At 47.3% G+C, this 6,631-nt stretch carries 4 protein-coding genes; 3 read left to right on the plus strand and 1 reads right to left on the minus strand.

All coding sequences use genetic code 11. The features are described 5' to 3' along the window. The first annotated feature begins 38 nt into the window (after positions 1-38). The 3 genes from B3N33_RS07195 (at position 39) to ileS (ending at position 5,909) form a co-directional block, all read left to right on the plus strand. Positions 39-686: a xanthine dehydrogenase family protein molybdopterin-binding subunit gene (locus B3N33_RS07195; protein WP_422655900.1), complete on the plus strand. Its 648-nt coding sequence runs from the start codon at positions 39-41 to the stop codon at positions 684-686. Then, on the plus strand, positions 587-2,410 hold the full coding sequence (locus B3N33_RS07200) for a xanthine dehydrogenase family protein molybdopterin-binding subunit (protein ID WP_292592728.1): 1,824 nt from the start codon (positions 587-589) through the stop codon (positions 2,408-2,410). The genes B3N33_RS07195 and B3N33_RS07200 overlap by 100 nt, the downstream gene beginning before the upstream one ends. Positions 2,411-2,765: 355 nt before the next feature. Then, positions 2,766-5,909, plus strand: a complete 3,144-nt coding sequence (gene ileS, locus B3N33_RS07205; protein ID WP_292592730.1) for an isoleucine--tRNA ligase — start codon at positions 2,766-2,768, stop codon at positions 5,907-5,909. 53 nt (positions 5,910-5,962) lie between these two features. Here ileS and B3N33_RS07210 read toward each other — a convergent pair. Continuing rightward, positions 5,963-6,631, minus strand: a 669-nt coding sequence (locus B3N33_RS07210; protein ID WP_292592732.1) for a family 1 encapsulin nanocompartment shell protein, incomplete at its 5' end; no start/stop codon positions are given.

Consider the following 6,631-nt stretch of genomic DNA (forward strand, 5'->3'; position numbering starts at 1 on the left):
TTGGGAAGTGGTTGCCAAGAAAGTATGATCTCGAGAAGGTGGAGGGCACACTTCAATTTACCGATGACCTCAGGTTCGGTCCCGAACTGCTTCACGCAGCGGTCGTACGCTCTTCTGTAGCACACGGAGAGATTCTGAAAATCGATTCTTCAGAGGCACTGGAAATTCCCGGTGTACTTAAAGTCCTGATTGGAGAAGATTTTCCACATCACTTCGGTCTATATCTAAAGGATAGAACGCCCATGGCAATTGGGAGAGCAAGATACGTTGGAGAGCCCGTTGCGCTAGTTGTTGCCGAAACCGAGCAGGCCGCGAGAGAAGGGGTCAAGAAGGTGAAAGTAACATACAAAGAGCTCGAAGCTATCTTCGATCCGGTTAAGGCAGCTACCACAAATTCAGTGCTTGTTCATCCCGACCTCCACAAATACGAGCACGTAGACTTCATTACTCCTCAGCCAAATACCAATATTGCCAACTGGTTCAGGATAAGAAAAGGAGATACCGAAGCGGCCTTCAAGAATGCGGCTCACGTCTTTGAAGAGACGATTACGTGTCCTCAGATTGCTCATGGTTATATTGAAACGCTGTGCTCAATTTGCAAGCAAGATCCCGCATCTGGAGAGATAATGATCTGGACTTCGGCGCAGTCCCCCTTCACANNCCGGCGCAGTCAGCCTTCACAGTAAGAGACATAATCGCCAAGGGGATAAAGTATCCACTGAACAAGATTCGGGTGATCGCGCCTCCGATAGGCGGCGGCTTCGGAGGAAAGGCAGGGATGACTATCGAGGCTCTCTGCCTTGCAGCAGCTATGGATGAGGATCTGAAAGGAAGGCCTGTAAAGCTTTTCATACCAAGAGAAGAAGTCCTCTTGACCTCGTGGGTCCGCCAGGGATTTGTGGCTAGAATCGAGCTTGCAGTCAGTGAAGACGGCCTGATGCAGGGTATACGCCACACATTCTGGTTTGACACGGGAATCTCTGCCGAATATGGAGCAAACCCGGTTAGAAGCGCCGGCTACACATCAATGGGAGCTTACAATATTCCGAACGTCTGGTCGGACTGCTATGCAGTTTACACAAACAAGCCATTTGGAGGTGCTTACAGAGGGTTCGGTTTGCCGGAGCTAATGAGCGCACTTGAAGTCGTGGTTGATATAGTCGCTCACAAACTGAACATAGATCCAGTTGAGTTCAGAAAGAAGAACCTTTTGAAGAAGGGGCAGACTACCTGTACCGGAATGCCGATGCATGACCATGCTCTCGACAAAATAATCGACAAGGTTGCAAAGAGCATAGATGTCCTCAAAGAAGAGCCTCCAATAAGAAAGGGCTGGAAGAGAGGGAAGGGAATCGCGCTGGCAATAAAGGCGCCCGCAATTCCCGCCGACGCTTCTTCATCAGCCATTGTCAAACTCAACGGAGACGGAACGGTTGAGGTTCTTGCCGCCACAATGGATATGGGTCAGGGAACGTATAGCGCTTATGCTCAGATAGTCTCCGAAGAACTAGGGATTCCGTATGATTGGATAAAGGTCTACTATCCAGATACACAGAGCCATCCTTACGACTGGCAAACTGTAGCAAGCAGATCCTGCTGGTCGATGGGCATGGCGGTAAAGCGAGCTGCAAGCGAGCTAAGAGAGAAGCTCCTCGCTCTTTTCTCCGAATACTGGCAGACGCCTGTCGAGACGATAAGCATAGAGCATGGAGTCGTTAAGTGTCACAAACTTGGCAAGAGCGAAAGGATTGACGAAAGAGTTCAGAACGGTTTCAAAATGCCAGACGGAATTCTGAAGGGCGGCCCAATAATCGGAAGCGGCTCATTTACACCGCCTGACTTGATCTATCCCGATCCAGACACCGGGCAGTCTCCCAAGAGTGTCGTTCACTTCACTCTTGGCGCAGTGGGAATAGATATGGAAGTCGATCCGGCGACTGGGAGAATCATTATAAACAAAGTTTGTGCGGGTTACGATGTCGGCAAAGCTATCACTCCAATAAACATCAAAGGTCAGATTGAAGGAGGAACAGTTCAGGGTCTTTCTGCCTGTCTAATGGAAGCTATGATCTACGATGAATATGGAAGATTACTCACTCCAGACTTCACGGATTACAAGATTGCCACGATAAAGGATATTCCAGGTGAGATCGATGCTTTCTGGGAAGAGACACCAGAAGAGATTTCACCTTACGGAAACCGCGGAGTCGGTGAACACTCGATGATAGCCCCTGCACCGGCAACAAACAACGCATTGTTCAGGGCGACTGGTATGCGAATTCACAGTTACCCGCTCAGCAGAGAAAGAGTTTACAAGGCTTTGAAAGCTAAAGATAAAGGTGAGACTGATTTCTGGGAATGGCCTTATGCTCTTGATCTGGCTTATGAGCGAGCTAAGAAGGAATGGTGAAATAAGAGCGTATTTTGTAAGAGATCGAAACAATCTCCAATTCATTGAAGCATCCGCCCTGCGCGGATGCTTTGTTTAGATTTCTAGTTGTCGATCTTGCTTGACAAGTTTGAAATGTATTGTATTATATTATCTATAAGCGGCTATAACCGTTGAGAAGGAGAAGAAATCTATGCCTGGTACAACTTCAGAGCCGGGGATTACAGAGTAAGACGCTTTTCTAGGACAGATTGCCTGCCCAGTCTCTTCACAGGCACTCTTCAAGTTTTTCAATTCTTAAAGCAAATATTGACAGATACCCTCATAATTGAACTATATTATTCGACGAATACTTCAAGACAGGAGGAGACGAAGTATGCCAAGGTTTGAAGAAGTAGACCTTAGACGCCCTGCAGCTGATAGAGAAGAAGAAGTACTCTCCTATTGGAGGCAAGATGATCTAGCGAACAGAAGTGTCACTGTTAGGGAGGGGAGCCCCGAGTTTGTTTTTTTCGAGGGTCCGCCTACTGCCAACGGTATGCCCGGAATTCATCATGTAATTTCGAGAACGTTGAAGGATGCAGTCTGTCGCTTCAAAACGATGCAAGGATACAAGGTGAAGCGAAAGGCCGGCTGGGACACGCATGGTCTTCCTGTGGAGATCGAAGTTGAAAAGCAGCTGGGCTTCTCTTCGAAGCAGGAGATTGAGGACTTTGGCATAGAGAAGTTCAATCACAAGTGCAAAGAATCCGTCTGGAAGTACGAAAGTCAGTGGAAGAAAATGACAGAGAGAATCGGTTACTGGATAGATATGGAGCACCCGTATATAACGATGGACAACGACTATATAGAATCTGTCTGGTGGATCCTGAAGCAGTACTTTGACAAAGACTACATATATGAGGGCCACAAAATAATGCCGTATTGTCCGCGATGCGGTACTCCCCTCGCTTCTCACGAGGTTGCTCAGGGCTATAGAGATGAGACTATTGACTCTATATACGCGAAGTTCCGACTGAAAGGAAAGGAAAACGAGTACTTCATAGTATGGACGACGACTCCATGGACGCTTCCTTCTAACGTTGCTCTAGCAGTGAATCCCAGATTCAACTACGTAAAGGTTGAAGCGATGCTGGATACCGGCGAAGTCGAATATTACTACCTGGTCAAGGATCGCCTCAGTGCTTTGCTCGGTGAAGAAGGCAATTACAAGGTTATTGAAGAACTCAAAGGCAAAGATCTTGTCAATCTCGAGTATGAACAGCTGATCCCTTTTGCCAGCGTAGACAAGAAGGCATTCTTTGTGGTTTACGGGGACTTTGTCTCTCTTGAAGACGGCTCGGGTATAGTGCATATGGCTCCTGCCTTTGGAGAAGATGACAACATACTCGGAAGGAAATTCAATCTCCCGCTTCTCCAGCTTGTCGACAAGGAAGGTAAGATAACAGAAGAAGTGAAACCGTGGGCAGGGATGTTTGTAAGGGATGCCGATCCACTCATTGTTCGTTATCTGAAGGAGAGGAATCTGTTATTCAAGAAAGAGCGTTTGACCCACTCCTACCCGTTCTGCTGGAGATGCGATACGCCGCTTCTCTACTACGCAAGAAAGTCGTGGTACATAAAGACTACAGAGTATAGAGATAAAATGATCGAAGTGAACAACACCGTGAACTGGTACCCAAAGTTTGTTGGGGAGGGCCGCTTCGGTAACTGGCTCGAAAACATGGTAGATTGGGCCCTTTCGAGAGATAGATACTGGGGAACTCCTCTAAACATCTGGAAGTGCGATGAATGTGGCAAGTTGACTTCGGTTGGATCACGAAAGGAACTGGTAGAGAGAGCGGTCGAGAACATATCAGAAGACATCGAGCTTCACCGCCCATATGTAGATGACGTTCATTTAAGATGCGAATGTGGTGGACAGATGACTAGGACCCCCGAGGTCATTGACTGCTGGTTTGATTCAGGGGCAATGCCAGTGGCCCAGCATCACTATCCATTCGAGAACAAAGACAATTTCATGGGAGAGCTATTTCCAGCAGATTTCATCTGCGAAGGTATAGATCAGACTAGAGGCTGGTTCTACTCCCTCATGTCGATTTCTGCATTCCTCTTTGGCCAGTCTCCTTACAAGAACGTTCTGGTTAACAATCTGGTTCTAGACAGGACCGGTCAGAAGATGTCGAAGTCAAAGGGAAATACTGTTGATCCGTCGGAGATAATCGAGAAGTACGGTGCAGATACACTCAGATGGTATCTGCTGGCCGTCTCGCCACCCTGGGTTCCCACAAAGTTCGATGAGGACGGGGTGAAGGACACTTACAGCAAGTTCTTTGGAACCCTGCATAGTGTATTCTCATTCTTCACAATGTACGCAAATGTTGACGACGTTGACCCTGCGAATTTCGACTTGCCTGTTCCTGAAAGGGAAGAGGTTGACAGATGGATAATGTCCAGACTGAACACTCTGGTAAAGGAAGTGACAGAGCTTCTGAACAATTATGATCTTACGAAATCAGTGAGAGCGATTCAGGACTTTGTCGTCGAGGAAGTCTCTAACTGGTATGTGAGAAGGACACGAGACAGATACTGGACCAGCGAACTCGACAACAGCAAGAAGGCAGCCTATCTCACGCTTTATGAAGTACTGCTGACCATCGCAAAACTCATGGCGCCAATTGCACCTTTCACGGCCGAAGAGATTTTCAGAAACCTTACCCACAAGGAAAAGGAGTCTGTGCATCTGGAACTGTATCCGGTTGCCGACGAGAGCTTGATCGAGCCCGAACTCGAAAAGAGAATGGCCACAGTCATGGACATTGTGACACTGGGTAGAGCATGTAGAAACAAGGTCCAGATAAAGGTCAGGCAACCTCTGCCGAAGATTCTAGTGGACGGGAATATAAGAAAGATCGTCGAGTCAATGCGCGAGCTGATCCTCGAAGAGATCAACGTCAAGAACATAGAATACATTGAAGAGCTGGGAGACTATGTGAACTATGAAGTCAAGCCGAATTTCAGAGTTATGGGTCCTAAGTTCGGCAAAGATCTCAAGTCGATCAGCAATGCCCTAAGGTTAATGAAACCTTCTGAAGTTGTCGCAAGAGTCAAACACGACGGCAAGATCTCCGTTGAAGCTAACGGAAGGCTCTTCGATCTGACGGAAGAGGATCTGGACATAAGAATACAGGAACTGGAAGGCTTTACTTTCGAGATGAGCAACGACAACTTTGTCATTCTCGATACCGAACTCACTCCCGATCTTCTGCAGGAAGGGCTTGCAAGAGAAATGGTTTCGAAGATACAGACAATGAGAAAAGAAGCCGACTTTGAGATTACAGATAGAATCACTGTAGCTTACTTCGGGCCCGATGCTCTTGTAGAAGCAATAGAGACATTCAGTGATTACATAAAAGAAGAGACGCTTTCAAACAGCGTCAATTTCCAGGAGGGACTCGATACCGGGACCGAATGGAACCTAAATGGTTACAACACCAGAATCAAGGTAGAGAGAGTCTAGACATATGAAAAAACCGGGAGCTTCATGCTCCCGGTCTCTTATTGGAATGTGAATCAGACAGTGAGCTTAACTATGATCGCCGGATCAAGAACTCTGAAAGTAAATGATTCCGTTATGAAGAGCTCTACCTCATCGTCTGTGCTGCTTTGATAACCGATTTCGAAATCTCCGCCGATTACCATCTCAAGATCGTCGTGATCCTTCGGCAGAAGAAGCGCATCTTTCAACACTCTGCTGACCACAATCTCACTTCCCAGGAAGGACTCGATTCTCTTCACCAGAGGATAACCGGAAACATGTGAGTTCAGCATAGACATAGTATCTGGATTGACCACAAGGACAAACGGTCCGTCAGTGAAGTTGTCTTTCAGAACCTGGACTGCTCTAGACAAAGACTCAATGATTTCATTTGGCTTCGATCCGAGAGGAATGGGGTCGTTTTCGCTAGCTTCAACGATTCCCTCGACTGAAGCCTTTTCGTAGCCGTTATAGATGACTCTCTCTTCAAAGAGCGCGATTTGCTTAACCGCATCTTCAAGAGGTGCAAGATCTGAATCCTTTGCGCCTCTTTCTATATCATCCATCTGCCACCGCACCAGCTTGAACGGGATTCTAGCCTCTATTAGAGGTTTTGCCTTTCTCAAGCCCACCCCGATTTCACCTTCTCTATCCAGGAGCTTCACTCTTCCTTCGGGCAGGAAAGAGTATTCCCAGCCCTTAGG

The organism is Mesotoga sp. UBA5825 (assembly GCF_002432955.1).
Taxonomy (GTDB): domain Bacteria; phylum Thermotogota; class Thermotogae; order Petrotogales; family Kosmotogaceae; genus Mesotoga.

Bases quoted from the DNA above. Each gene is read 5' to 3' on its own strand.
- ileS (WP_292592730.1), top strand. From the start codon at position 2,766: ATGCCAAGGTTTGAAGAAGTAGACCTTAGACGCCCTGCAGCTGATAGA.